Genomic DNA, 25,289 nt, shown 5'->3' on the forward strand with positions numbered 1-25,289 from the left:
CATCGGTGGAAACTATTGATTTCAGGTATACAATCGCGGCAATTCACGATTAAGGATAAAAGCTATGACTAAGCATTATGACTACATCGCAATCGGCGGCGGCAGCGGCGGCATCGCCTCCATCAACCGCGCGGCCATGTATGGCCAGAAATGTGCGCTGATCGAAGCCAAAGCGCTGGGCGGCACCTGCGTCAACGTGGGTTGTGTACCGAAGAAAGTGATGTGGCATGCGGCCCAAATCCGTGAAGCAATCCATATGTATGGCCCGGATTACGGCTTTGACACCACCATCAATAACTTTGACTGGAACAAGCTGATCGCCAGCCGTACTGCCTATATCGACCGTATTCATACCTCATACGACAATGTGCTGGGCAAGAACAACGTCGATGTTATTCATGGTTTTGCGCGCTTTGTTGATGCGAAGACGATCGAAGTTAACGGTGAGACGATCACTGCCGATCACATCCTGATCGCGACCGGCGGGCGTCCGAGCCACCCGGATATTCCCGGTGTGGAATACGGTATCGACTCCGACGGTTTCTTCGAGCTGCCTGCTCTGCCAGAACGTGTTGCCGTGGTGGGCGCGGGATACATCGCCGTAGAACTGGCCGGTGTGATTAATGGTCTGGGCGCAGAAACGCACCTGTTCGTGCGTAAACACGCGCCGCTGCGCAACTTTGACCCGCTGATCGTCGATACGCTGGTCGAAGTGATGAATACCGAAGGCCCAACGCTGCACACCCACGCCGTGCCAAAAGCGGTCGTTAAAAATGCAGACGGTAGCCTGACGCTTGAGCTGGAAGATGGCCGTAGCCAGACCGTGGATTGCCTGATCTGGGCGATTGGTCGTGAACCGGCTAACGACAACTTCAACCTGGCGGCGACGGGCGTTAAAACCGATGAGAAAGGGTATATCGTTGTCGATAAATTCCAGAACACCAGCGTTCCGGGCATTTACGCGGTGGGCGATAACACCGGTGCGGTCGAACTGACGCCGGTTGCGGTTGCCGCGGGCCGTCGCCTCTCTGAGCGTCTGTTTAACAACAAACCGGAAGAGCATCTGGACTACAGTAACATTCCGACCGTGGTCTTCAGCCACCCGCCAATCGGCACAGTGGGCTTAACAGAACCTCAGGCGCGCGAGCAGTATGGCGACGACCAGGTGAAAGTGTATAAATCCGCGTTCACCGCGATGTATACCGCCGTCACCTCTCACCGTCAGCCATGCCGCATGAAGCTGGTCTGCGTGGGTCCGGAAGAGAAGATTGTCGGTATCCACGGCATTGGCTTTGGCATGGACGAGATCCTGCAGGGCTTCGCCGTGGCGCTCAAAATGGGTGCCACCAAGAAAGACTTCGATAACACCGTTGCGATCCACCCGACAGCGGCCGAAGAATTTGTCACCATGCGTTAAGCAAAATGCCCCTCTGCGGAGGGGCGTTTGTTTCAGACATAAATCGTTGCACAACGAATGCTCTGAATTATTTTCCCCATAAATCTGTCTAAAAATCCCTTTTAGCCTTTATTTTTCAGGCAATTACTGTTTTAACTCCGCAAATACCTCGCGTTTAAAAACGTGATCAACCGCACATTTCCCTCAGCCAACACCGAAGCGAATGTCTACGCTTATAAGACGCCCGGAAAAAACTGTTATTTTGAACACACAACCGGAGGTCCTTATCGCCATGTTCAACCAGAAACTACAGGCTGCCGAGAACATCGAGTTCGAGATTGCAGAAGAGCTGCGCTACGAGAGCGATCCCTGCGAGTTAAAACTGGATGAAATGATTGAGGCGGAGCCGGAACCCGAAATGATTGAGGGGCTACCCGCCTCTGATGCTCTGACGCCCGCCGATCGCTATCTGGAACTGTTCGAGCACGTGCAGTCGACACGGCTGTTTGCGGACAGCAAAACCTTCCCCGACTGTGCCCCGAAGATGGATCCTCTGGATATTCTGATCCGCTATCGCAAGGTCAGGCGCCACCGGGATTTCGACCTGCGTCGGTTCGTGGAGAACCACTTCTGGCTGCCAGAGACCTATACCACGGAATATGTCTCCGACCCCGGCCTGTCGCTAAAAGAGCACATTGACAGCCTGTGGCCCGTGCTGACGCGCGAGCCGCAGGACCACATCCCCTGGTCTTCTCTGCTGGCGCTGCCGCAGGCCTATATCGTGCCCGGCGGGCGTTTTAGCGAGACCTATTACTGGGATTCCTACTTCTCCATGCTGGGTCTGGCAGAGAGCGGACGTAACGATCTGCTGAAATGTATGGCGGATAACTTCGCGTGGTTGATTGAACGCTACGGCCATATCCCGAACGGTAACCGTACCTATTATCTCAGCCGCTCCCAGCCGCCGGTATTTGCCCTGATGGTGGAGCTGTTTGAAGAGGATGGTGTGCGCGGTGCAAAGCGCTACCTTGAACACCTCAAAATGGAGCATGCCTTCTGGATGGACGGGGCGGAATCGCTGCTGCTTAATCAGGCCTATCGCAGCGCGGTGCGTATGCCGGATGGCTCGCTGTTAAACCGCTACTGGGACGACCGTGACACGCCGCGTGATGAATCATGGATTGAGGATGTGGAAACCGCCCGTCACTCTGGCCGTCCGCCGAATGAGGTTTATCGCGATTTGCGCGCAGGCGCGGCCTCCGGCTGGGATTACTCCTCGCGCTGGCTGCGGGAGCCTGGCCGACTTGCCAGCATCCGCACCACGCAGTTTATTCCTATCGATTTGAACGCGTTCCTGTTCAAACTGGAAAGCGCGATCGCCAATATTTCGGCATCGAAAGGGGATAAAGAGACCGCGGAACTGTTCCGCCAGAAAGCCAGCGATCGCCGCGCCGCGGTGAACCGGTATCTGTGGGATGACGAGAATGGCTGTTACCGTGACTACGACTGGCGCCGCGAGGTCATGGCGCTGTTCTCAGCGGCGAGCATTGTGCCGCTGTACGTTGGCATGGCGACCCACGAGCAGGCTGAACGCTTGTCGGATGCGGTAAAAGCACGTCTGCTGACGCCGGGCGGGATTCTGGCCACCGAGTACGAGACCGGCGAGCAGTGGGATAAACCCAACGGCTGGGCGCCGCTGCAGTGGATGGCGATTCAGGGCTTCAAACAGTACGGCAATGACTCGCTGGGCGATGAGATTGCCTGGAGCTGGCTGCAGACGGTGAATCATTTCTATAAAGCTCACCATAAGCTGATTGAGAAATATCACATCGCCAGCAGTACGCCGCGCGAAGGGGGCGGGGGTGAGTACCCGCTGCAGGATGGCTTCGGCTGGACTAACGGCGTGGTACGGCGGTTGATTGGGTTGTATGGGGAGCCGTGACCTTCTGCGGTCTGATGCCCGTATTCCATCCCTCTCCTGCCGGGAGAGGGAGAAGACAGGATTAACGAATCACTTCATAAATGGCGGTCTGGATGGACTGCCATTTTTTTGTGGTGGCATCCGGCTGTGATTGTGCCCGACGCGTCGCCAAATCCAGATCATGCTGCTGGCGCTTCACCACGGCAGGCACGGTGCAAAACGCCTTCAGATACTGTTTACGCATTGACGTCAGGGACTCGCCATTCGACATGGCATGGCTGAGCGTGTTGATAAAGCGCCGGCACGGCTTCTGTTCCACCATGTTCTGTCGGTAGCGCAACATCAGCTCCAGAACGTCGTCATAGTCAGCCGACATCGCCTCTTCCGTCCAGGAGAGCTTCCAGTCCATCCCTCCCTGCAAAAACAACAGTGCCACCCGGGTATCATTGCGGTTAATCGCCGAGCGGAAATTATTCTCGTCCCAGGTCACGCCCATGCGCGACAGCGTCTCGCGCGAGGAGGGGGTTTCGCGCATCTCCTGAGGCTGGGCCGTTTCTGCAACGTTCCCGGCTGCAGGCTGGGGTTTACTGCTGGTTACCAGCCAGAAGCCGCCCGCCACAATGGCAATCACCATCACGCCAACCGCCCCCCATAACGCGCCGGAAATAAGCTGCTCACGCTGTTCTGGCGTGCGCGGTGCGCGCTGGGTCGGTTTTTCAATCGTGTCACGAACCTCAAAGAGATCCCCGCCGGTCACACGATCCATTTTCTGCGCCTTTTCCCAGAAAGCATGCAGCTCGCTGGCATCCACCGCCATCAGTCCGGCCGGGTTGACGCGGGTTCTCCCCTCTTCAAAAGCACGTTGAACCGGTCGGGTGATCTGCGTGTAGTAGTTATCCAGCAGCTGGATTTGCGCCGAACTTAACGCTTTCTGCACGGTAATATTGTTGCGGATTTGCCGAATATCATCGAGGAAGGTTTGCAGGGTTTTCCGCGGTTCCACCATCAGCGTGAGCATTGACGGATCGTTAAACAGCGAGGCGTAGTAGCGGCTGAACTCTTTTTTATCCACCAGCATCTGTGCCAGCTCACTGAACATCATGCCACTCAGCACATCATTGATGTCACCAAGCTTCAGCCAGCGCCGCACGCGGTCCGCGTTAAACAGGGTTTTAAGATGGTTATTCAGCCGCACCTGATCGGGCCAGGCCTGCTGGATGAGCCCTTTTATCATCAACTCAATCGTACGCACCTGCTTGTGCGCCTGTTGCTGCTGGAGTTCACTGCCAGGCGCCACTTCGGTGCTGTAGGTCAGAAGAGGCTGTTGCAAACGAAGGTGCTCCAGCGTAGTCACAAACCGCATCGCGGCAATCAGCTGGTTTTCACTGACATCCTGACCGCTTTCGTACTGAGGAACACGCTGCTGAAGCAGACGCAATTGCAGCGTGAATTCGGACATCTCCGCGTCATTCAAATTGAGCGTCTTCGCAACCGCATTCCAGCCCCCCAGGCCTAAACGCGCGCTGTCCAGTTGTTCCAGAAACCAGCGTGGATCTTTTCCCTCAGAAACATGTACATTCAGGAGAAGTAAAATTTCAACCGAGGCCTGGCGAATAACCGCCAGACAGTGTTCGAACTGTTCGCGGATAGGGTGTGCTGTGCTGAGAGTCATTGTTTTCCTTAAGCGATAACGAAGACAACCAGAATGGGCCCGTAATGGCCGTTTTTCTTTTTATTTATACGAGGTTAACCATACCTGACTTTCTGTTGAAATAAAGTGACACCACGAAAATCATTTTAAATGTTTCAGGAGAATCTGAATGCCTGTCTTAACGACATCGCGTCTTATCTGTTCACCGCTGCAAGACCATGACTGGCCCTTTTTCCTGGCGTTGCAGCACGACCCCGAGGTGATGCGTTTTGTCGCGGAAGATCGCCCCGTGGAGGCGATCCGCGAGGCGTTCGAATCTCGTCTGACGCCCTGGACGCCGGGCAGCGCGCACTGGCTTTGCCTCGTTGTGCGTGACGCCACCTCCGGCGTACCGCTCGGCGTCACCGGTTATATTCATCGCGATGACGATTGCGCGGAAGTGGGTTTTCTTTTTGCACCTGCGGCCCAGGGGAAAGGCTACGGCTTCGAATCACTGCAGGCGCTGTGCGGTTACGCCTTTCATCAGGGCGGCATACGCCGCCTCACCGCCACCGTCACGGCGGGGAATATCGCCTCCAGACGCCTGCTGGAAAAAACGGGCTTTCGTCTGGAGGGCGAGCTACGCGAGAGTTATTACCTTGGCGGACAATGGCATAATGACTGGCTGTTCGGTTTATTGAAGCAGGAATATCTCAGCAATTATTCCTGACCTATAGCCATTTGGCGGATATTTCGCGTGCGTCGTTTCCTCTACAATATTGCCATTAAGAGGAAACGAATATGAAAGGTCATGCGCTGAAGATATCTTCTGCCGCCATTGCGTTAATAAAAAAACACCAGGGGCTTTCTCTGGAGAAATATCGTGATGAAAACGGTTTATGGGTTATAGGCTATGGCCATGTTATTCGCCAGGGCGAATGTTTTCAGCGTCTTATCACGCCGCTACAGGCTGAATATTTACTTCACGATGATATTCAGCTGTGCGAAACGCTGTTGCGGGAAAAATTTAAACGCCCGTTAACCCAACAGCAGCACGACGCGCTGGTGTTGATGATGCTCAGTTTCGGTGAGACGACCTCACTCCCGACCGCAATTCTTCAGGCCGTCGCCCGGGTATAGTACATCGCGGCCTGGGTTCTGTTTTTCACCTCCAGACGGCGGAAAAGCGCTTCCAGGTGCGCTTTCACCGTGGCGGCGCTGATGTTGAGATTGCGCCCGATCTCTTTGTTGGACTCCCCCGCCGCCAGTAATTTCAGGACTTCGCGCTGGCGTTCGCTTAAGGATAATAACGCCTGCGGCGCCGACGGTTGCCTCACCCACTCACCGGGGAAGCACACCATTCCTCGGGAGACCGAATCCAGCACCGCGGAAAAGCGCTCCGGGTGCGCATTGCGGGGAACAATGGCCATCACGTTTCGCTGCAGCAATTGTTCAACCCAGCGGGCCTCTTTTTTAGCCAGAACCATTACCACGCGTATCGTCGGGAAACGCTGCATGATCGCTTCCAGCCAGGCGATCCCCTCATCCTCAATTAAATTCCCGTCAATCATGACGATAGCCGAAGGTGACGCTGAAATTTGCGCCCATAAATCTTCTGCCTGACAGCTTCCCGTAATATTTATTTCCGGAATTAATTTCTGAAGACTGTGTATCGCTCCGTGAATAAACAGGGACTGCCTGTCAAACATAATTACCCGCATCGTTTTTCTCCCTCTGAGAGTCGCGAAGGGAGATTCTACAGAGGCATTATTTAAGAAAAAACTCAATGAACGGAGACGTTACAAATCCACCAGTGTTATTTATATCTCCCAGTATCTGGACACATTCAATTTGAGGATTTCCTTAAGAGGTTCCTTCCCCTTAAGCGAAGGCATCACAGGAACATACCGCCTGACACTTCAATACGTTGCGCATTCATCCAGCCCAGTTTATCGCTGAGCAGCGCCGCAATGGCATCACCGATATCATCCGGCAACCCTACGCGCCCGAGCGCCGTCTGCGTTGCCAGCATCTGGTTAAGCTGCGCGTTGTCACGCACGCGTCCGCCGCCAAAGTCGGTTTCTATCGCACCGGGAGCAATGATATTGACGGAGATACCGCGCGCGCCCAGCTCTTTCGCCTGGTAGCGGGTCAGCACTTCCATCGCCCCTTTCATTGCCGCATAGGTGCCGGAACCGGGTTGCGTAAAACGGGCCAGCCCGCTGGAGACGTTCAGGATCCGCCCACCGTCGTTCAGCAAGGGAAGCAAACGCTGCGTCAGGAAAAAAGGCCCTTTGAAATGGATATTCAGCGCCTCATCAAACTGGGCTTCCGTTGTCTCGGCATAGGGCGCGTACAAGCCCGTCCCGGCGTTGTTTAATAAATAATCAAAGGTTTCACGCTGCCATACGGTATTAAGGGTTTCCTGAAGCTGATCGGCAAAAAGGTCGAAACTGGCAACATCTCCGACGTTGAGCTGCAATGCGGCCGCGTTAACGCCTTTTTGCTGAATTTCGCGCACAACATCCAGCGCTTCCTGTTGGCTTCGGTTATAGGTCAGGATAATTCCCGTTCCGTCTGCTGCGAGCTTCAACGCCGCGTTTTTACCCAGACCACGGCTACCACCTGTGACTAATGCAATACGTTCAGACATAAGAAACCTCGTTTTGACTGTTGTGGAGATTGAGAAAGAGCTTATTAGGTGATAGAAGATCAATAAAGATGTCGCAGAGCGCTTCACTGTTTCAATTGCAACAACAATGAGCTTCGTCTATGGATAAAATTCACGCAATGCAGCTGTTTGTTCGTGTCGCGGAACTGGAGAGTTTTTCCCGGGCGGCGGAGTCACTGACGCTGCCGAAAGGCAGTGTTTCGCGGCAAATTCAGGCGCTGGAAAACCGACTGGGAACCCAGCTATTGCACCGAACCACGCGTCGCGTAAGCCTGACGCAGGACGGCATGGTGTATTACGAGCGGGCAAAAGATCTTCTGACAAACCTGGATGAACTGGACGGTATGTTCCAGCATGACCCCTCCACCATCAGCGGTCGGTTACGCGTGGATATGCCCGTCAGCGTTGCTCGAAATTTAGTCATCCCCAAACTGCCTGCTTTTCTGCAGCAATATCCGGGCATCGAGCTGGAACTTAGCAGCAGCGATCGCCTGGTGGATGTTATTCGTGAAGGGTTTGATTGTGTGGTACGCGTCGGCGCGCTCAAAGACTCGGGACTTATCGCCCGCCCGCTGGGCAAGCTGTCGGTGATTAACTGCGCCAGCCCGGATTATGTCACGCGTTTTGGCTATCCGGAAACACTGGAAGATTTGGGTTCACACGCCGTCATTCACTACGCCGCCACGCTGGGAACACGTCCCCAGGGCTTTGAGTTTTATAACGGCACGTCGACGCAGTGGGTGAAGACGGGCGGGGTTTTGACCGTCAACAGCACAGAAACGTATCAGGCGGCCTGCATCGCCGGACTGGGTATTATCCAGGTGCCGCGCGTTGGCGTGCGTGACGCTCTGCGCACCAGGAAGTTGATTGAAGTTCTCCCGCAGTACCGGGCGGAACCGATGCCGGTATCGCTGATTTATCCCCACCGGCGCAACCTCTCCCGTCGGGTACATCTGTTTATGGAGTGGCTTACTGCACTCACAAAAGCTTACGTGGATTAGTCGCAAGCTATAATTCAATAACATCCAGCCAAACGAAAAGGAAAAGTCGCGTGACGCCGGAAAACAACCCGCAACGACCTACCCAACATTTAGATTACGAACCCATCCAGAAGATGGAAACCGGGCCTGAAGAAGCAAAAATGCCAGGCACTGCCAGCAAAGCGCTGGGGACTGTCACCAGCCTGGCAGAGCGGATACAGCAGTTCCCCATGATTGCGCACCTGATACGCGCAACAGAGCGGTTTAATGACCGCATGGGTAACCAGTTTGGTGCTGCCATCACCTATTTCTCTTTTTTATCGATGATCCCGATCCTGATGGTGTCCTTTGCCGCAGCCGGTTTTGTACTCGCGTCACACCCAACGCTGTTGCAGGATATCTTCAATAAAATCCTGAATAACGTCAGTGATCCGACCCTCGCCACCACGCTCAAAAACACCATTAATACCGCCGTACAGCAACGTACGACGGTCGGTATTGTCGGTCTGTTGATTGCCCTTTACTCCGGGATTAACTGGATGGGCAACCTCCGCGAGGCCATTCGTGCCCAGTCGCGCGAGGTGTGGGAGCGTAAGCCTCAGGACCAGGAGAAAATCTGGGTTAAGTATCTTCGCGACTTTGTTTCGCTGATTGGCCTGCTCGTCGCGCTGATTGTGACGCTCTCCATCACCTCTGTCGCCGGTTCGGCGCAGCAGATGATTATCTCTGCGCTCTATCTGGATTACATCGAGTGGCTGAAGCCCGCGTGGCGCGGCATTGGACTGGCTATTTCCATCTTCGCCAACTATCTGCTGTTCTTCTGGATCTTCTGGCGCTTGCCCCGCCATCGTCCGCGTAAGAAGGCGCTGATCCGCGGCACATTAATTGCGGCGATAGGCTTTGAAGTGATCAAAATTGTGATGACTTACACTCTGCCATCGCTGGTGAAATCCCCTTCTGGCGCGGCGTTTGGCTCGGTGCTGGGGCTGATGGCGTTCTTCTACTTCTTCGCCCGCCTGACCTTATTCTGCGCGGCGTGGATTGCCACCGCCGAGTACAAAGACGACCCGCGCATGCCGGGTAAAACACACCGATAACGTCTCTCCCGGGCTGAAACTTCAGCCCGATTCATCATTTCAGCATATAAATCCAGTCCGTAACTTTTATTTAACCAAAAACCAGTTTTATCAGCTGATATTTGAAAACTGTGAAGCATTTCATGGAAGTGTTTTGTCTGGCCTGAACATTATCCGCTTTTTGTTGCTTTTATCACCAGCGCGCGGCTTTGTTACAGATTGAAATGTCGCTTTTGCTGTGCGTAATATGGCCTTTCGTCCGACTAAAAATAAGAAAATATTATGCAAGCAACAGCCACAACACTCGACTCCGGTGCGGAAACCGCGCCGGTTAACTCGCGAAACAAAGTTGTCGTCGCCTCGCTGATTGGCACCGCCATTGAGTTCTTCGACTTTTACATTTATGCCACCGCAGCGGTCATTGTCTTCCCGCATATTTTCTTCCCGCAGGGTGACCCGACGGCAGCCACGCTGCAGTCTCTGGCTACCTTTGCGATCGCGTTTGTTGCGCGCCCGATTGGCTCTGCCCTGTTTGGACACTTCGGCGATCGCATCGGCCGTAAGGTCACGCTGGTAGCCTCGCTGCTGACGATGGGGATCTCCACCGTCGCTATCGGCTTGCTGCCTACCTACGAAACCATTGGTATTCTGGCCCCGATGCTGCTGGCGCTGGCGCGTTTTGGTCAGGGTCTGGGGCTGGGCGGTGAATGGGGGGGGGCGGCGCTGCTGGCCACGGAGAACGCACCGGCACGCAAACGCGCGCTGTACGGTTCATTCCCGCAGCTTGGCGCACCGATTGGCTTCTTCTTTGCGAACGGGACTTTCCTGCTGCTCTCCTGGCTGCTGACGGACGAACAGTTCATGAGCTGGGGCTGGCGTATTCCGTTCGTCTTCTCCGCCGTGCTGGTGCTGATTGGCCTGTATGTCCGCGTGTCACTTCACGAAACGCCGGTTTTCGCTAAAGTTGCCGCCGCGAAAAAACAGGTAAAAGTGCCGCTGGGTACGCTGCTGACTAAACACGTCCGCGTGACGGTACTGGGCACGTTTATCATGCTCGCGACCTACACGCTGTTCTATATCATGACGGTCTACTCAATGACGTTCAGCACCGCCGCAGCGCCGGTTGGGCTCGGCCTGCCGCGTAACGAAGTGCTGTGGATGTTGATGATGGCGGTCATTGGGTTTGGCGTCATGGTGCCGATTGCCGGCCTGCTGGCGGATAAGTTTGGTCGTCGCTCAAGCATGATTGTTATCACCACGCTGATCATTCTGTTTGCCCTGTTCGTCTTCCCGCCACTGCTGGGTTCAGGTAGCCCTGCGCTGGTCATGGCGTACCTGCTCATTGGTCTGAGCCTGATGGGCCTGACCTTCGGCCCGATGGGTGCGCTGCTGCCAGAGCTGTTCCCGACGGAAGTGCGTTATACCGGTGCGTCGTTCTCCTATAACGTTGCCTCTATTCTGGGTGCGTCCGTTGCGCCTTATATCGCCACCTGGCTGCAGGCAAATTATGGCCTGTTCTACGTGGGCGTTTACCTGGCCGCCATGGCAGCGTTGACGCTGATTGCCCTGCTGCTGACCCACGAGACGAAGCACCAGTCTCTGTAATTCACCGCGGCCTGATACCCTCTCCCCCAGGGAGAGGGTAAAGGTCCCGAAAGCCGCACGTTATTTTTTCATCTGCGACAAAATGTTCCGGCACTGATTCGCATCCCCTTCTGACGGCGAAATTAACGCCAACAGCGCCGCCGCTGGCGTAACCAGCGTCGCGAGTGCTGCCGCCACTGCGCCACGCGCAATCAGCGGACCGGGTTTCACACCCGCCTGCGGATTTTTAAAGGTCCCACGCACGTAGAGCGGCGAACGCAGGGTGATGATACGAATCCCCTTACTTTCCGGATCGATGGTTAAATCAAGCTGCTCGGAGGCCATACTGGCGGTGCCGGTCACGTTGATGACCGCGTTCTCCGTATCGAAGGCAAAAATCTGCGGGCGCGCCACGCCGTTGACCAGATCCAGGTTGGCCGCCGCACAGTTCACCCGCACCTCATCATCACCGAAGATTTGCCCGATGACGTAGTTTCCGACGTTCAGCCCCAGGATCTCCATCAGGTTACGGCTCACCAGCCCGTCATTCATTAGAAGCTTCAGATTACCGTTACTGCTCCCGAGCAGTGCAGCCACGGAATTCCCCACGCCGCGGATATCGGCATCGCCGTTCATTTCACCCAGGGTTTTCTGCATCAATTCCACGTTCGGCATCAGCTCTTTCAGTTTGAGCCGGCGGGCCTTAATATCGGCACGCCCCTGCATCGGCTTTTTATCGCCTTCGAGGTGAATGTTCGATGAGAGGGTCCCACCCGCCATGCCAAACTTCAGCGGCTGCAGGCGTAAATCGGCATTTTTAAGCAGGATATGGGTCGAAAGATTGCTGATCGGCAGCGTACTGCCATGTTCGATTTTGCCCCCTTTAAAGCGAACATCCGCATCCATTACGTCCCACTTATCGGTCTCAAAGCGATCGTAAGGCAGGACTTTCCCCGCCGGCTGGCGATCTTTTTTCACCTCTTTTGATTTCGTGCCTTTACCGGAATCAATCCCGATCAGCGGCCCCAAATCGGCCAGCCGCAGCTGGCGAGACTCCACATCGCCTTCCAGTTTCGGGCGCGGTTTTCCGGTGGTATAGGTCAACGAGCCATGGATATCGCTGTCGCCAATACGGCCATTGAAATCGCGATAATCAAATACCGACGATTTTTCCGTATCGATTTTTGCCACCAGATGACCGTCCGTCTCAAACGGTGGCGTATCTGGCAGCAGGACGCCAGTGAGTTCATACAGTTCACCCAGCGAATCACCGGCAAATTTCAGCCGCAGATCAACGCCCCCCATGTTCATAGGGTCGTTGACGGTCCCGGTGAAGGCCACCCGCGTGTTCCCGGAGCGGAAATCCGCCTGCACAGGAAACGGCGTCGAGTCGCTTCGAAGCGCCAGCATGCCGCCAATTTTGCCAGTGCCGGTCAGGGGCTGCCCTTTGTAGCGCCCTTTGGCCTTCAGGCCGAAAACATAATCCCCGGCTTTGGCATTATCGCCCTTCGCTTTTGCGCCGGTCACTTCGCTAAACGGCAGCGGTTTGCCCAACGGATCGACCAGGATCTCGATATCAGCTTTGCTGACCTTGTCGTCGATGGCGATCCGCCCGCGATCGAAAAGAATATTGTCGAGACGGAATGACCATGATGAGGGTTGCGCATTGGGATCTTTTTCGTCGCTGCTGGCGAGATCAAACGTCCAGTTGTTGTTCTTTTCGGAAAGGCGGATCAGACGCGCATCGGGCTGCTGAAGCTTGATCCACGGCAGGTAAACCGTTTTGGTCAGTAGCGCTAACGGGGCCAGCGTGGCTTCTACGCGGGGCAGATGCACCATTGTCACGTCAGGAATATCCGGCGGGTTGCCGAGAATGATGTCGTCGGCGTGGACATGTGGCCAGGGGATCCAGCTTCGCCAGCCGGTCTCCTCTTTCTGGCGTTCCCACACTACCCCGAGATCGCCGCGTATGGCGAAGGGGCGATTGAGTTCGGTGGAGACTTTCTGGTTGATGGTCGGCTTAAGGCGGTTCCAGTCAAACGTCGCGATAATGACGACGGCGACCACGATCAACAACAATAAAATCCCTGCTGTCCAGGAGATTACCCTGGTTGTTTTTGTCATTGTTATCCCCTTTCCTGATGACCTTACCTGTAAAACTATAGTTCAGACAAAGGGAAGCGGGCAGATCAGAGGATCGTTATCACGGAATCGAGGGTATCCATTGGGACCGGACGAGAGAGGAAATAGCCTTGTGCCGCCGCCGCGGGAGAATTTTGCACATCACGCCACTCTTCCAGCGTTTCCACACCTTCCACTATCACGCCCTGGCAGTAGCGGTTCATCAGCTGTAATAACAGCGTAAACAGATTCCGCCCTTCCGGGGTCTGGCGCAGCATAATGAACAGGTCGCGGGCCACTTTAATGTAGTCGTAACGCACTTCGCTGAGGGCAGAGAAGTTCGCCATCCCGGTGCCAAAGTCATCCAGCCACAGCGGGCCGAATTCGCACATCGAGGCAAATGATGAGTCCTGTGGCAGACGAACATGCTCCACCAGCTCAAAGCGCATCCACGGTAAGGAGGCGATCAGCTCCTGTAATTTCGCGTTCTGGCGCAGCGCCAGCAGGGTGGGTCCATCGACGTTGACCGAGGCGAGGATAGCGTGCTGTTCGAAAAAGGCCTGTTTGGTTGCCAGCATACGGAGCTGTTCTTCCAGCACATCCAGGCGCTGGCGCACGGCAACTTCGGCAAAATAGCGGTCCGGTGCGATACGCTGTGAGGGGTTTGACGGGTGCGTCACGACGGTCAAAATTTCAATAGCCATCAGTCGACCGTCCGTTCGGTAGATCGGCTGATAGGTGTACGCACGCTCACATTGCAGCCAGTAGCGATGCTCCTGCAAGTTCTCAATACTTGCCTCAGGCGTAGTGCTCAGCCGCTGGATAACCTGCTCTGACTTCATTTCAGATGTCCTGTTGTTGGATGGCCTTTCTGGACTCGTCAAAGGGTTATCGGCCCGGCAATTGAGAACTTTATGTTCAATTCACCGGGAAAATGAAATTAAGCGGGCAGAAATTAACAGGAACACGCGCTGGCTCAAATAAAATAATGGAACGTCGTTTTAATATAGTTGACCGCATAATTCACTCAGCGCACACTACCGAAAATTACTCTGTTCAGGTTCACGACTATGACCAAGAAAATTGCCGTGATTGGCGAATGCATGATTGAGCTGTCACAAAAAGGCGCGGAAGTCAGCCGCGGTTTTGGTGGCGATACGTTAAACACCTCCGTTTATATTGCCCGTCAGGTTGCCCCAGAGGCCCTTACCGTGAACTACGTCACCGCCCTGGGGACGGACAGTTTCAGCCAGCAAATGCTGGAAGCCTGGCAGAGTGAGCAGGTGGACACCTCGCTGATACAGCGTATGGAAAACCGCCTGCCGGGGCTTTACTACATTGAAACCGACGATACCGGCGAGCGGACCTTCTACTACTGGCGTAACGAAGCCGCGGCCAAATTCTGGCTGGAGAGCGACGCTGCGGCAGCCATCTGCGAAGCGTTAGCCACCTTTGATTATCTTTATCTGAGCGGGATTAGCCTGGCTATTTTAAGCTCAGCCAGCCGTGAAAAGCTGCTGTCGTTACTGCGTGAATGCCGCGCCAATGGCGGCAAGGTTATTTTCGATAATAACTACCGCCCGCGCCTGTGGGCCAGCCGTGAAGAGACGCAGCAGGTTTATCAGCAGATACTGCAATGCACCGATATCGCCTTTCTGACGCTCGATGATGAAGATGCGCTGTGGGGTGAGAAACCCGTTGATGAGGTGATTGCGCGTACGCAGGCCGCCGGCGTAAGTGAAGTGGTGATTAAGCGCGGGGCTGATTCATGTCTGGTCGCCATCCCAGGTGAAGCCGTCATCGACGTTCCTGCGGTGACGTTGCCGAAAGAGAAAGTGATTGATACGACGGCGGCGGGTGATTCATTCAGTGCGGGCTATCTGGCGGTGCGTCTGACGGGCGGGACGCCTGAAGCGGCAGCCCAGCGTGGACACCTGACGGCGAGCACCGTGATCCAGTATCGCGGGGCAATTATTCCGCGTGAGGCAATGCCACAGTAAAAAAAACCCTCTCCGACAGGGAGAGGGTTCTGGATGAGGGGCATTACTGCCCCTGCGGGATATCCGTTGCGTCCTGGTGCAAATCATCTGCCGTAGCAGCCTGCGATGGCTGCGGCGCGGAGGCCATAATGGTATTCCAGGTCGACTGAAGTTCCTTCATGTCATATTCCGGCTCGCCTTTCGGCTGCAGAAGAATCAACGCCATTTCCTGCGACAGCTGCTGACGTAAGTCCTGATTCAACATATCGACGGTCAACCCCTCCAGGAAGTCCTGACGAAGCTTCTGGTACTGCTCCGGCGCGATATCCACCACCTGATTCTGCAGTGAGCGAATACGCTGGCTGATCAGAATGTCGGTATCGGCGCGGGCATACGTTGCAAACAGCTTCTGCAGCTCAAGTTTTTTCTGCGCGACCAGTGCATTGAACTCTTCTTCCGACAGGCCCTCTTTGCGCACTTTTGCCAGCTCTTTTGCCACCACGCCCAGATTCGCATTCAGCTTATCGCCCGGCGATTCAACGTTAATGGCACACTGTGCACGCTGGAACAGCACGCGGCAGTCAAAGCCGAGACCGATATTCTTCACGTTATTCTTGCTGAGCGTCTGCTGAACGTGCCAGAACAGCGCTTCACGTGCCAGATCGGCACGCCAGTAGCGCAGCAGCGCCGCTGACTCACGAATTGGCTGCCAGGCGTTATCCCACATGACGGAGAGGCGGTCCTGACGAACGGTATCCGTCATAATGCTGACAGGCTCTGCACGCAGTGGAGAGAGCGTTGGGACAGGGGCCGGTGTTTCGCGTTTGCCTTTCAGTTCGCCAAACGCTTTGTTGATCTGCTCCACCACCGCACGGCTGTCCACATTCCCCACCACGATAAGCGTCATCGCGTCCGGGGTGTACCATTTCTGGTAGAACGATTTTACCTGCTCAGCGTCCACCGGCTGTTTCAGCGGCTCGGCCGGGTCATGCCCAAGCAGCGTTGAACCCTTCAGGCGGTAACGCCACCAGCCCTCTTTGGTGTCCACAGGCCAGGTGGCAACCATGTCACTGTTGCTCAGCGCATAGTTAACGGTTTCCGGCGTAATCGCCAGATTGCCCGACGCATCGGCGAGATACGTAAGGGCTTCTTTGAGCAGGTCGTTACGGTTATTTGGCAGGCTCAGGTTGAACATGGTGTAGTCATACGAGACCACTGCCGGCGGAAGCGGGCGTTTCGGATCAATGGCCTGTTGCCAGAGCGAACGCACCTGAACTGCTTGCAAACTGCCGCTCTGCGTGAGCGCCAGTCGGGGAATAAAATGGCTAAAACCGGTTTGCTGAGTGCTTTCCGTGAGGGAGCCGGTATTAACAGACAGACGGATTTCAACACGATCACTTGGACGTTGTGGGGTGGCTAAAACCTGCCACTGAAAACCGTTCGCTAGTGTCCCTTGTTGCCAGGCCGGGTCTGGCTGGAGCGCATCTGCCTGCACATAACTGGCTGCTGCCATCATCAGCAAACCGCCGGTTAAGAGTCGAATTTTTGTGCCCTGCATGTGAACCCCTGATCAACATTCCTGGTTAAAGAGAGTGTCTCGCGACGCGTTTCACTCTAAAAGATGACGATGAAAACACGTCGATTAGACCGCGTGTTCTACAAAACGTCACGGTCAGAAGTGAAATATACCCAAAAAAAATCTTGTCGAATTATGACAGGTACGAACAGTTATTATGCGCAGGAGCCCGCATCCCGACAAGGGAATGCGGGCATTTGTGACAATATTAAGAGGATAAACCAGGAGTTTTGCTGTCTGACTGGCGATTATTTAACGTATCGTCGAGCTTTTTGTGATCCAGCTCTTTCACCCATTTTGCCACGACTACCGTTGCCACACCGTTACCTACGAGGTTGGTCAAGGCACGGGCTTCAGACATAAAGCGGTCAATACCGAGAATCAGCGCCAGCCCCGCCACCGGCAGGTGTCCGACCGCGGAAATGGTGGCCGCCAGCACGATAAAGCCACTGCCAGTGACACCTGCGGCCCCTTTAGACGAGAGCAGGAGCACCACCAGCAGGGTGACCTGATGGAAAATGTCCATATGGCTATTGGTCGCCTGAGCGATAAACACGGCCGCCATTGTCAGGTATATCGAGGTGCCATCAAGGTTGAAGGAGTAGCCCGTCGGGATGACCAGCCCCACCACCGATTTACGGCAGCCCAGCTTTTCCATCTTATCGAGCATGCGCGGCAGGGCCGATTCTGATGAAGAGGTCCCCAGAACAATCAGCAGCTCTTCGCGGATATAACGGATAAATTTGAAAATGCTGAACCCTGCCGCGCGGGCGATTGAGCCCAGCACCACCACCACGAACAGAATACAGGTGATATAGAAGCAGATGATGAGCTGGCCCAGCTGCACCAGGGTACCCACGCCGTACTTACCGATGGTGAATGCCATCGCACCGAAGGCCCCAATAGGCGCCAGGCGCATGATCATATTGATGATGCCGAAGATGACCTGCGAGAAGCTTTCGATGACGTTAAAGATCAGCTGGCCTTTGTTGCCCAGACGGTGCAGGGCAAAGCCAAACATGACGGCAAACAGCAGCACCTGCAGAATGTTGCCGCTGGCAAATGCACCAATGACGCTGCCTGGGATAACGTCCAGCAGGAAGGCCACTACCCCCTGGTCTTTCGCCTGATCGGCATACACCGCGACCGCTTTGGCATCCAGCGTCGACGGGTCAACGTTCATCCCCGCGCCGGGCTGCACCACGTTCACGATGATAAGACCAATAATCAGCGCAAGGGTACTGACCACTTCGAAATAGAGAAGCGCCACTGCACCGGTACGGCCTACCGCCTTCATGCTTTCCATGCCAGCGATGCCCGTCACGACGGTACAGAAGATCACCGGGGCGATGACCATTTTGATGAGCTTAACGAATGCGTCGCCAAGCGGTTTCATTTGTGCGCCAAGTTCAGGGTAATAGTGACCAAGCAAAATACCGATTGCGATGGCTGTCAGGACCTGAAAATAGAGACTTTTGAAGAGTGAGGTTTTCATAGGGTGTCCTTGGGAAGAAAAACCACAGGTCTTGTAAGGTTATGGTTAACCTGCGGCTCTAAAATAACACCCGTATAACAGGACAGAAATAAACCCAGTTCAAATTTGAAACACAAATGTTAAGAACTTTGAGCTGGCTCGCACAAGCCAGCAACAAAATTACACGTTTGCGCTATTGTCCCCACCGGAAAGGTAGCGTTGTTCAAAGACATCCGACGGAACAGCCGGTGCAAACAGGAAGCCCTGTCCGCCCTCCACGCCCGCTTCAGCCAGCCAGGTGCGCTGCGCGTCTGTCTCAATCCCTTCGGCAATCAGCTGCAGTTTCAGGCTGCGGGCCAGCTGGATAATGGCCTGGACCATGCTGCTGTCTTCCGGCAACCCTTCAACAAAGGCTTTGTCGATTTTCAGCACATCCACCGGCAGGGTTTTCATATGCTGGAGCTGACGCAGCCCGGCATAGCCCATACCGAAATCGTCCAGCGCGATGCGTATACCGGCATTACGCAGCGGTTTCAGAATCGCGACCGCCTCATTAGGATCGTCAATACGCCGGCTTTCCGTGACTTCCAGCGTCAGCGTATCAGGCTTGATCCGGTAACGATGGATCAGCTCCAGCATCTCAGACACCATGGTCGGATGCATCAGCTGCAGGGCGGACAAGTTGACCGACAGCGGGAGCGTCACGCCTCGTTCCTGCCAGGCAGCAAGCTGACGGCACGACTCCTCCAGCACCCAGTAACCGACGGTGACCATCAGGCCACAGGATTCGATGCGCTCAATGAGCCCTTCCGGCAATTCCCATGAACCATCCGGCTGCTGCACGCGCAGCAGCGCTTCCGCGCTGATCACCTCGCCCGTCAGCAAATTCACCTGCGGCTGGAGCCAGAGGGCAAACTGACGGTTATCCAGCGCGGTCAAAATGTCGCTCTCTTCCGTCAGGCGCTGCTGCGCCCTTTCCATCTGTTCCGGGTCGAAGAACTCGATCTGATTTTTCCCTTTGCGCCGGGCGGTAAACGCCGCCGAGAAAGCACGACGGTAAAGCTGTTCCGCCGTTAAGTCACCGTAGTACATCGCAATACCGATGCTGGCGCTTGGACGAAGCTGGATGCCCTGAATGGGCAGCCGCTCATTAATGACAGTGAGTACTTGCTGACCTAACGTGATCGCATGCCACGGCTCTTTCACGCCGTTGGCAATCACCACCAGGTCATACCCGCTGACCTGGGTCAGCACCATGCGCGGGGCCAGCACGGACTTCACTTTCTCCACCAGCGTCAGGAGGAGCATTTCACGCTGGTTCTCTTTGAGCACGCCGGCGGTGTCCTGCAGGGTTTCACAGGCGATCACCATCAGCGCGGTGGTTTGCTGGCGGGCGACAGTCTGTTCCAGCATCGCCATCAGGAAGGCTTTATTGGGCAGTTCCGAGACCGGGAAGCGCGTGGCGCTGCTGTTCAGCTCATCCTGCTGGCGCTGCATCCGCTGCTGGTTGAGGTTATAGCTGCGTACCAGCATGCCAATCTCGTCATCATGATGAAGACGTGGCAGCGGAAGCTGATGCCCCACCTGGTCCTGCGGTGAAAGCGTGTTCAACTCCCGGGCAATCCGGCGTAGCGGATGCACAATCAGACGGTTAATACACCAGGTCAGCGCCACGCTCAGAATAAGCGTCATAAGTAAGCAAGTGGTCACTAACGTGACAACCCAGCTCATGACGAACTTATACATGCGGTACGAGTCTGCCTGCAGAACAAGGTAGGCCAACGGCTGTGGATTCGCGGGACGCTCAAGCGAATAGACCGGCAGCGAAATCTGCACCGGCAGTTCAAACAGCCGCATCACCATCATGGGGACCGGGCGCTCGGGGATAAAACTCATCCGCAGCGCCTGAAACTGATTGGGTAACACCACGTCTGCGCGGCTCACGACACCGGCAGGCTGAATGCGTTTTAAAATGGTTTCCGCTTCGGGAATATCCCCTTTCAAAATAGAGGCAGAGAGCGGGCCACGCACCGAGCGGGCAATACTTTCTAATTGCGAAGCCGTGTTATAGCGATTCTGCTGTACGGAATGAAACAGCAAAATTACGCAAAAAAGGAGTACAAACAGCATTGTGACGGCAGAAACCATCGCCATCTGTTTGATAGTTAAGGAACGGCTGACACGCAAAATGACTCTCCACAAAACTCGAAGCGCAGGGCGCACCAGGGTGTAAACCTGGTGCGCCTGAGTATACCCGATTGCTGTACTTTTAAGAGAGACTTACAAATGGATTAAGTTAAATCCGATTACCAGTCCGCGTAAGGGATAAGCGGCTGCGGCGGTAAGTCCATATCGCCCTGCCAGCCTGCAGCAGAGTAGCGTACATAAAGCAGTGCGTGGCTTGGGGTATAATCTTTTGCTTCCTGAATATCCACACCGAGGCCCACAAACCAGTTGGACGTGACCCGGCGCTCGATAATGGCCCGTGCGGTATAACCCGTGCCTGAGGAGCTGCTGCCGGTTTCCATTTCGCCTCTGTCGGTGTAGCGACCGGGCTCATCGGTCGGAATCAGTCCCTGAATGGGATAGCGCATCACGTCGTTAGTTTTAGAATGAGACCATGACACCGATCCGCCCAGCTCCCAGGACCAGTTCTCGGTACGTTTACGCCAGGTGACAGGCAACGCGAAGGAGACATACTCCTGCGGGCTGTAATAACCGCCCTGACCCAGGGTATAACCGCTCAGATCTTTATCGTAGTGCCAGAGCATGTTGCTCACGCCGACGGTCAGACGCTCATTGTTTTTATTGATGAGCTTGTAGTAGTAACCGGTCATCCAGCGGACGCGCCAGTTATCTTCCACATTTTTACCCGTCAGCGTTTCCGCATTCAGGCTCGACCAGACGCCGTGCGCCTCACCTTTGTCATAACTGATGCTCGCGCCACCGCCGGTTGCGCGCACGCCGCCCCAGGTGGTGGCGGTGTTGGTATCTTTTTGCCCGGCAAAGGCGAGCAGAGAGCTGGAGATCGGGCGACGATGGGCGTTAACGGTGTAACCGATTGGCCCCAGGTCGCTGCTGTAGCTTACACCGCCGACCACGTCGACAACGTCAAAGCCCATCGGCGTGGTCCCAATATCCCACGCCCAGGTTTTATTCTGCCAGCCCACGGCAATACTCGCGCCATTTGCTGACTGATGCGTGTTGCCACTACACGGCGTTTCGGCACAAGTGCCCCATTTCGGATCGTAGGTACCGTTATCGGTGGAAAAGGACCCGGCATCCATATTGACCAAATCGCTACGCAGGAACATACGGCCATCCGCCAGTGGTGCATCCGCCTGTAACATGGTGGTATGCGCTTTAAGATCGGAATAGCCGCCGGTGCCGCTGGAGCCCCAGTAATCATGCTGCAGCGTGACGTTAACATCCTGCTGACGGTACAAATCACCGGCGTCGCTACGCACGCCGCGTTTCAGCCAGTCGTCTTTTTCGTCGTTACGCGTCAGGCGGGTAAAGCTGTCATTGTCAGCCGGACGTGTCGTCGTGACGCCTGACGACACCATCGCATCTTTATACGTTTCCAGTGCCTGCTGAGGCTGACCATTTTGCGTCTGGAAACGGGCGGCATCACGTAATACCAGCGCGTTTTCCATAGATGCAGGCTGTGATTTCGCCTGAGGAATAATCTTGCTGAACGTCTGCTCTGCGGCGGCGGAATCCCCAAGGCCTGCCTGCGCCATCGCGATCCGGCGCTGCATATTGAGCGACAGCGGCTCTCCGTTTTGCGCGGCAGGCAGTTTTGCCAGCGCGGCACGGGCTGCCTCTTTGTTGCCCTGGGCGCTATACACTTCGGTCAGACCGAGGATCGCATCTTCGTTCTGCGGTTCACGCTCCAGCACGGTGTTGTAAGCCGTTTTCGCGGCCTCCAGATCGCCACGCTGCTGCGCCCAGTCCGCAAGGGTTAAGTCGATACGGGTAGAGGACGGCTGCTGGCGAAGGAGGTTTTCCGCCTCCTGCTCTTTGCCGCTGTCGCGCAGTCGGTTTGCCGTTTCCAGCGTCTGGTTACTCTGCAGGCGGTCGGCAAGCTCCTTAATATTGGCGTTCCACTGGCTGCGCGGAAGCGTCTCCAGATGCGTGAGCGCGGCCCGGTCCTGATCGTTTCCGGAGAGATACAGCCCACTGGCATACACCTGTTCCGGATCGGACGGTTTCTGGCTGGCAAGCTGGCGCATCAGGTTATCCGCCTGGCTGCGCTGGCCCGCGCTATAGAGATCGCGCGACAGACGGTAGGTTATCCAGACGTCGCCCGGAGAGAGTGCCAGACGACGACGCTGAATTTCCGCCGCCTGAGCGTATTGGCCCTGGTTTTCCAGCTGTTCCGCCTGGGCTGACAGCTGCTCGTTGGTCAGGCTGCGTTCAATGTCATCAATGCTTCGGCGCTGGCTGGCAGAGAGCGACTGGATAAACTGCGAGGCCTTTTCCGGTGACTGCGCACGATAAACATTGGCAAGGCCACGAACGGCATTGCTGTTACCGCTGTCCATACGCAGCGCCTGACGGTAATAACGTTCTGCCGCAGCCGTGTCTTTACGCGCCGCCGCGGCATCTCCCAGCCCCAGCACCGCATAACTGTCGGTATTGTCGAGGGCACGCGCCTGCTGGTAATAACGTTCCGCCTGCGCCGTATTGTTCGCTTTCAGGGCGGTATCACCCTGCTGGATCAGCAGCCAGTAGCGGTTAACTTTCAGCAAACTGTCCCATTTACCGCGGTTATCGCTCTGCGGATCGAGGGCGATCGCTTTTTCAAACTGCGCCACCGCACGGGCGCGATCGCCTTTCTGAGAGTACGCCTGTCCAAGCGCGCCCACGGCTTCGCTGTCGGCATGATTTGCGCTGACCGCTTTTTGCAGATCCGCCACCGCCTTATCGCCCTGCCCGGCATCCACCGCCGCCAGCCCTTGTGCTTTAGCACGGAAGGTTGGATCGGCGAGCTGTTTTTGCTGCGTATCAAGTTGGGTACGTGCCGCCGCTACGCTGTCGCCGTCGCTGAAGACGCTCAGGTATTTTTGCAGCGCGCTGACGCTGGCGTTGCTGACAGGCTGATCTTTGATCTGCTCATACCACATATCAGATGCCTGGCTGCGGCCATTGCTGGATTTGGCCATCTCCTGCAACACCGCAAAGCCTTCATCGCGACGTCCGGTCTGGAATAGCAACTGGGCCAGCGTACCCTGCAGCTGCGTATTGCCCGGACTGCTGGCGTTAATTTTCTTCAGCTGGTTAATGGCGACACCACGGCGGGCAGGATCTTTCGCCACAACATTCCAGTATTCCGTCGCCACGTCACCGCCCGGCGGATTACCGTCAAAAAGCTTGTCATAGGCCGCAATGGCCTCCTGAGTATGACCCGTTGTAGCCAGTAACCGGGCCTGCTGTAACTGCTGACGGCCTTCAGGCGTAGAAAGCAGCATCGTATTGCGCGAGGACTGATACGCACTGGAGCCCGGCGCGATCCCTTTCAGACGATCCAGCTCTTTTTGCGCACCGGCGTTATCACCCTGACGAAGCAGGTAACGAAAGCGCGCCGCAATGACGTCGGGGTTGTTCGGGTCAATCAGCTCAAGGCGGTAGAGCGACTGACGAACCAAATCCTCACGCTGCGTCGATTCACCCAGCCGCACCTGTTGCAGCAGCTGTTGCTGCTGCGGGGAGTTAGCGGCCTGAGCCAGCGGCATCAGTGCCAGGCTAAGCGATAAACTGAGAAGATTTACTGTGAAGTTGCGCATTCCTGGCCCCAGTCCGGTATTAATTCACCTTGAGCGGTGAAGCGAAAACGATGCTGATCCCATCCTTGCCCGAAGAGAGTCAGTACGTAGCTGTAATAGGCATTATTATCGGGAAAATTATCTGCAACGCGCTGGCGCTGTACCGCCTGCGCATCACGCTGCTGTAAAAAAGGCAGCATCGCAGCGGAAAAGCCGACCGGCCCCTTGCCCGCAGGCTTCCCTCTCGCCACATCCACTTTTTCCGGCGGTACACCGTGTTTCGTTGTCATTGTCGCCATCGGCCGGAAGCGCGTAAGCAACCGGGCTTTCTGGGCGTCTTTGTCACTCATCATTCCGACCCAGAGGTAGACGCGGATGGCGTCGTAGCCGCCCACCAGCGATTTATCCTGCTGCAAATGCCAGCCTCTGTTTTTCTGATACTGCACCCAGTCCGGCGAAAACCCCTTTGGCGCCGTTTCCAGCAACAAGCGCAGATTGGTTTCACGAAGGGTCGTCCACGGGGCACCAAAGCGCGTGAAATAGCTCGCTATCTGCGGAGGAAGATAGCTGGGGTTAAAGCGCCAGGCTTTCTCCTCGGCAAAACCGACCTTCCCGGGCTGCAGCATGGAGCCGAGTCCCGGTACTTTCACCACTTCCTCATGGGCAATGCGTTTAAGGAGCGCCTTACCCGTGCGGGTATAGTCCGGATGTTTCCACAGCCGGCCCGCCTCAAGCAGTGACCAGGCAATCCAGACATCGGCATCCGAGGCGGAGTTGGTATCGATTATCGCCCAGTTGTCGTGGTCTTTCTGACCCCATAGCCAGGCGGGCAAATTATCGTTCAGATTGCCCCCGGCCAGGTTGTCGCGCGTCCACGTCAGCAATTGATCAAAGGCTTTGCGATCGTTCGCGGCCAGGGCAAAGAACAACGCATAGCTTTGCCCTTCCGACGTGGTGATTTTGCGCGTGTCGCTGGGATCAATGACACGCCCGCTCTCACTGATGTAATCCTTTTTAAACTGCTCCCAGGCAGGCCAGGTGCAGGCGGCGCGAAGAGGGATCGCCGCCAGCATCAACGCTGCTAACACACACCAGCGAAACGCTTTCATCACC

The 25,289-nt window shown here is 55.6% G+C and carries 18 protein-coding genes; 8 read left to right on the forward strand and 10 right to left on the reverse strand.

Going from position 1 to position 25,289, the window contains the following annotated elements; genetic code table 11:
- Positions 1 to 64: 64 nt before the first annotated feature.
- Entirely contained in the window at positions 65 to 1,417 is a 1,353-nt protein-coding gene (gene gorA / locus HV340_RS21900; protein WP_032680113.1) for a glutathione-disulfide reductase, read from the forward strand.
- A gap of 271 nt (positions 1,418 to 1,688) precedes the next feature.
- Positions 1,689 to 3,338, forward strand: coding sequence for an alpha,alpha-trehalase (locus HV340_RS21905; RefSeq protein ID WP_181216228.1), 1,650 nt, complete (start codon positions 1,689 to 1,691; stop codon positions 3,336 to 3,338).
- Positions 3,339 to 3,399: 61 nt separating this feature from the next.
- Here HV340_RS21905 and HV340_RS21910 read toward each other — a convergent pair whose 3' ends face one another.
- Positions 3,400 to 4,989, reverse strand: a complete 1,590-nt coding sequence (locus HV340_RS21910; protein ID WP_014172075.1) for an STY4199 family HEPN domain-containing protein — start codon at positions 4,987 to 4,989, stop codon at positions 3,400 to 3,402.
- Between the two features lie 148 nt (positions 4,990 to 5,137).
- On the opposite strand from HV340_RS21910, the gene HV340_RS21915 reads away from it, so the two are divergent.
- Both HV340_RS21915 and HV340_RS21920 read left to right on the forward strand, forming a co-directional pair.
- Entirely contained in the window at positions 5,138 to 5,677 is a 540-nt protein-coding gene (locus HV340_RS21915; RefSeq protein WP_032679188.1) for a GNAT family protein, read from the forward strand.
- 71 nt (positions 5,678 to 5,748) lie between these two features.
- On the forward strand, positions 5,749 to 6,087 hold the full coding sequence (locus HV340_RS21920) for a lysozyme (protein WP_014172077.1): 339 nt from the start codon (positions 5,749 to 5,751) through the stop codon (positions 6,085 to 6,087).
- Here the strand turns inward: HV340_RS21920 and HV340_RS21925 are convergent.
- Positions 6,066 to 6,668: a response regulator transcription factor gene (locus tag HV340_RS21925; RefSeq protein ID WP_078774781.1), complete on the reverse strand. Its 603-nt coding sequence runs from the start codon at positions 6,666 to 6,668 to the stop codon at positions 6,066 to 6,068. The two genes, HV340_RS21920 and HV340_RS21925, sit on opposite strands and share 22 nt — an antisense overlap.
- Before the next feature lie 173 nt (positions 6,669 to 6,841).
- Positions 6,842 to 7,600, reverse strand: coding sequence for an SDR family oxidoreductase (locus tag HV340_RS21930; protein WP_181216229.1), 759 nt, complete (start codon positions 7,598 to 7,600; stop codon positions 6,842 to 6,844).
- 119 nt (positions 7,601 to 7,719) lie between these two features.
- On the opposite strand from HV340_RS21930, the gene HV340_RS21935 reads away from it, so the two are divergent.
- From HV340_RS21935 to HV340_RS21945, 3 genes are all read left to right on the forward strand, one after another.
- Complete coding sequence (locus tag HV340_RS21935; protein WP_014172080.1) at positions 7,720 to 8,619, forward strand: LysR family transcriptional regulator; 900 nt, start codon at positions 7,720 to 7,722, stop codon at positions 8,617 to 8,619.
- Positions 8,620 to 8,669: 50 nt separating this feature from the next.
- Complete coding sequence (gene yhjD / locus HV340_RS21940; protein WP_032679193.1) at positions 8,670 to 9,695, forward strand: inner membrane protein YhjD; 1,026 nt, start codon at positions 8,670 to 8,672, stop codon at positions 9,693 to 9,695.
- Positions 9,696 to 9,956: 261 nt separating this feature from the next.
- Positions 9,957 to 11,279 carry an MFS transporter gene (locus HV340_RS21945; protein WP_014172082.1) on the forward strand — a complete coding sequence of 441 codons (1,323 nt, stop codon included), beginning with the start codon at positions 9,957 to 9,959 and terminating at the stop codon, positions 11,277 to 11,279.
- Positions 11,280 to 11,339: 60 nt separating this feature from the next.
- On the opposite strand, the gene HV340_RS21950 is transcribed toward HV340_RS21945, so the two are convergent.
- Both HV340_RS21950 and pdeH read right to left on the reverse strand, forming a co-directional pair.
- Positions 11,340 to 13,382, reverse strand: coding sequence for an AsmA family protein (locus HV340_RS21950; RefSeq protein ID WP_020884491.1), 2,043 nt, complete (start codon positions 13,380 to 13,382; stop codon positions 11,340 to 11,342).
- A 65-nt stretch (positions 13,383 to 13,447) separates the two neighbouring features.
- Positions 13,448 to 14,221: a cyclic-guanylate-specific phosphodiesterase gene (gene pdeH, locus HV340_RS21955; RefSeq protein ID WP_020884490.1), complete on the reverse strand. Its 774-nt coding sequence runs from the start codon at positions 14,219 to 14,221 to the stop codon at positions 13,448 to 13,450.
- 228 nt (positions 14,222 to 14,449) lie between these two features.
- On the opposite strand from pdeH, the gene HV340_RS21960 reads away from it, so the two are divergent.
- On the forward strand, positions 14,450 to 15,379 hold the full coding sequence (locus HV340_RS21960) for a sugar kinase (protein ID WP_014172085.1): 930 nt from the start codon (positions 14,450 to 14,452) through the stop codon (positions 15,377 to 15,379).
- Positions 15,380 to 15,422: 43 nt separating this feature from the next.
- On the opposite strand, the gene HV340_RS21965 is transcribed toward HV340_RS21960, so the two are convergent.
- The 5 genes from HV340_RS21965 to bcsZ form a co-directional block, all read right to left on the reverse strand.
- Entirely contained in the window at positions 15,423 to 16,916 is a 1,494-nt protein-coding gene (locus HV340_RS21965) for a pitrilysin family protein (RefSeq protein WP_014172086.1), read from the reverse strand.
- A 226-nt stretch (positions 16,917 to 17,142) separates the two neighbouring features.
- Positions 17,143 to 18,429: a dicarboxylate/amino acid:cation symporter gene (locus tag HV340_RS21970; RefSeq protein ID WP_014172087.1), complete on the reverse strand. Its 1,287-nt coding sequence runs from the start codon at positions 18,427 to 18,429 to the stop codon at positions 17,143 to 17,145.
- A 159-nt stretch (positions 18,430 to 18,588) separates the two neighbouring features.
- The gene (hmsP, locus tag HV340_RS21975) at positions 18,589 to 20,595 is read right to left on the reverse strand and encodes a biofilm formation regulator HmsP (protein WP_181216230.1); all 2,007 of its coding nucleotides are present in this window, start codon (positions 20,593 to 20,595) and stop codon (positions 18,589 to 18,591) included.
- Between the two features lie 119 nt (positions 20,596 to 20,714).
- Positions 20,715 to 24,197 carry a cellulose synthase complex outer membrane protein BcsC gene (bcsC, locus tag HV340_RS21980; RefSeq protein WP_181216231.1) on the reverse strand — a complete coding sequence of 1,161 codons (3,483 nt, stop codon included), beginning with the start codon at positions 24,195 to 24,197 and terminating at the stop codon, positions 20,715 to 20,717.
- Positions 24,179 to 25,285 carry a cellulose synthase complex periplasmic endoglucanase BcsZ gene (bcsZ, locus tag HV340_RS21985; protein WP_181216563.1) on the reverse strand — a complete coding sequence of 369 codons (1,107 nt, stop codon included), beginning with the start codon at positions 25,283 to 25,285 and terminating at the stop codon, positions 24,179 to 24,181. Before bcsZ ends, bcsC begins: the two co-directional genes overlap by 19 nt.
- Positions 25,286 to 25,289: the final 4 nt, after the last annotated feature.

It is taken from the genome of Enterobacter sp. RHBSTW-00975, from assembly GCF_013615235.1.
GTDB classification, from domain to species: Bacteria; Pseudomonadota; Gammaproteobacteria; order Enterobacterales; family Enterobacteriaceae; genus Enterobacter; species Enterobacter ludwigii.